Origin of the sequence: Streptomyces sp. 13-12-16 (genome assembly GCF_002114215.1) — a bacterium.
In the GTDB taxonomy this organism is placed as follows: Bacteria; Actinomycetota; Actinomycetes; order Streptomycetales; family Streptomycetaceae; genus Streptomyces.
On record NZ_NCTE01000764.1, the window covers coordinates 1 to 1,909 of the forward strand.

Sequence of the window (1,909 nt, forward strand, 5' to 3'; positions counted from 1 at the left end):
CGCCGCCCGCGAGCGGCCCGGTGACCAGGACGGCGAGGGTGAGCCCGTAGTTGCGGCCGAAGACCGCGCTGATGCCGGTCACCCCGGCGAGCGCGAGCAGCCGCGGCCGGCGGGCGAAGAAGGCGATCCCCTCGCGGACGGTCATGGCGTTCCGCGGGAGCTCGCCCTTCCCGCCCTTCTCGACGACGTGCCGGACCGCTCCCGCCGCCGGGCGCAGGAAGGGGATGACCGCGGTCACGAACAGGAAGGAGAACCCGTTGGCGAAGTAGGCGGCGGCGGTGCCGAGGAACCCGACCGTCACCCCGGCGAGCGCGGCGCCCGCGAGCCGGCCCGCGTTGAACACCAGCGCGCCCACGCCGATGGCGGAGGGCACGTCCTCGGCGGGGACGAGGTCGTTGCCCAGCAGGGCGCACGCCGGGTTGTCGACGGTGGCGATCATGCCGGTGACGGCGGCCAGCACCATCAGGGACGTCATGTCGAGCCGGTCCAGCGCCACCAGGGTGGCCGTGGTGAAGGCGATGACGGCCAGCAGGGCCTGGCTGACGGCGGCCGTCAGCTTCCGCGGCCAGCGGTCGACCGCCGCGCCGCCGAGGACGCTCATGAGCAGGGCCGGCGCGGCCTGCACGGACATGGACAGGCCCGTGGCGGCGGCGGATCCGGTGATCTGGAGGACCAGCAGGTTCTGCACCGTGAGCTGCATCCACGTACCGGCGTTGGACACGAAGTTCGCGACGGACCACCAGCGCATGCTGCGGTGCCGCAGGGAGCGCCAGGGCGAGCGGGACTCGGGCTGGGCAGGGGGGAGCGAGGAAGACACAGGCGCGCTACTCGGGGGACGAGTCGGAGGACTCAGCGGAGGGGCGCGGGAAGCGGAACGCCGGCTGCGCTGCGCGGCGGCTCCCGTCACCCGGAAGGGCGCGGCCCATCGTGACAGAAGGGACCGCCGAGTCGGTTCCGAGCAGCCGGTGATCAGGGGGACACGGGCGTCAAATGTGCCCTTGTGCGGAGGACTTGGGCCGTGAGTGTGGTTGCTCACAGGGGGTGGGGACACGGAGGGAGGGGCCCATCACATGGGTGATGGGCCCCTCCCTCCGTGTCCCCGCGTGCGCCCCTGGCGTCAGCCGAGCTTGCCGCGTCCGCTCAGCGCGTCCCGGAGCCGGTCCACCATGCCGGCGCCCGGTGCCAGCAGCTTGTTCGCCGGGGGCTTGTCCGGGGCGGACGGGTGCGGCCGGGTCGGGGCCGTCTTCTTCGCCTGCCGGACCTTGTCGCCGAGCTGGTCGAGTGCCTCCGGGGAGCAGGAGGCGCGCAGCATCGGGAACAGGTTCTGCTCCTCGTCGGCGATGTGCTCGCGGATCTCGCTCATCAGCGCGCCGATCAGCCGGTCGAACTCGGGGTCGCCGGCGTCGCAGCCCTCCAGGTCCTTCATGGTCTGCTCGGCCGTGGCGTGGTCCTCGAGTTCACGGTCGGCCAGCGCGTCCCCGTTCTCCACGTGCTCGCGCACGGCCGGGTAGAGGTACGCCTCCTCGGCGACCGAGTGCCGGACCAGCTCGATGGTGGCCTGGTCGGCGTACGTCTTGCGGTCCTTGTGGCCGGGCGGCAGTGCCTCGATCTTGCCGAAGAGCTCCTCGACCTCCCGGTGATCGGTCACCAGTTCGTCGATGACGTTGCCTCCGTGTCCCATGTCCTTCTCACCTCCGGTTCGTGGTGGCACCCGGCCGGGCCCACCCGCCGACGAGTCCCCCCGGCGGCGGGGAGCTAACGCGGTCCGCGCGTCAGCAGGACAACTTGGCCCGGACCCGGCCGGCCGCCGCGGCGGGGCCGGCCCCGGCCCGCACGGACCGGCGTACGAGGTGGGCGTCACGGCGCAGGTCGTGGGCGGCGTGCCGGCTCCGCCAGAGCAGCGAGGGGG

The 1,909-nt window shown here is 73.3% G+C and carries 2 protein-coding genes and 1 pseudogene; all 3 read right to left on the reverse strand.

Translation table 11 applies throughout. From position 1 onward, the window contains the following. Window positions 1-748, reverse strand: a 748-nt coding sequence (locus B7767_RS28220; RefSeq protein WP_256923596.1) for an MFS transporter, incomplete at its 3' end; no start/stop codon positions are given. Between the two features lie 369 nt (window positions 749-1,117). After that, window positions 1,118-1,681, reverse strand: coding sequence for a hemerythrin domain-containing protein (locus B7767_RS28225; RefSeq protein WP_085574638.1), 564 nt, complete (start codon window positions 1,679-1,681; stop codon window positions 1,118-1,120). A gap of 91 nt (window positions 1,682-1,772) precedes the next feature. After that, window positions 1,773-1,909, reverse strand: a pseudogene (locus tag B7767_RS48405) (DoxX family protein); the annotation flags it as partial.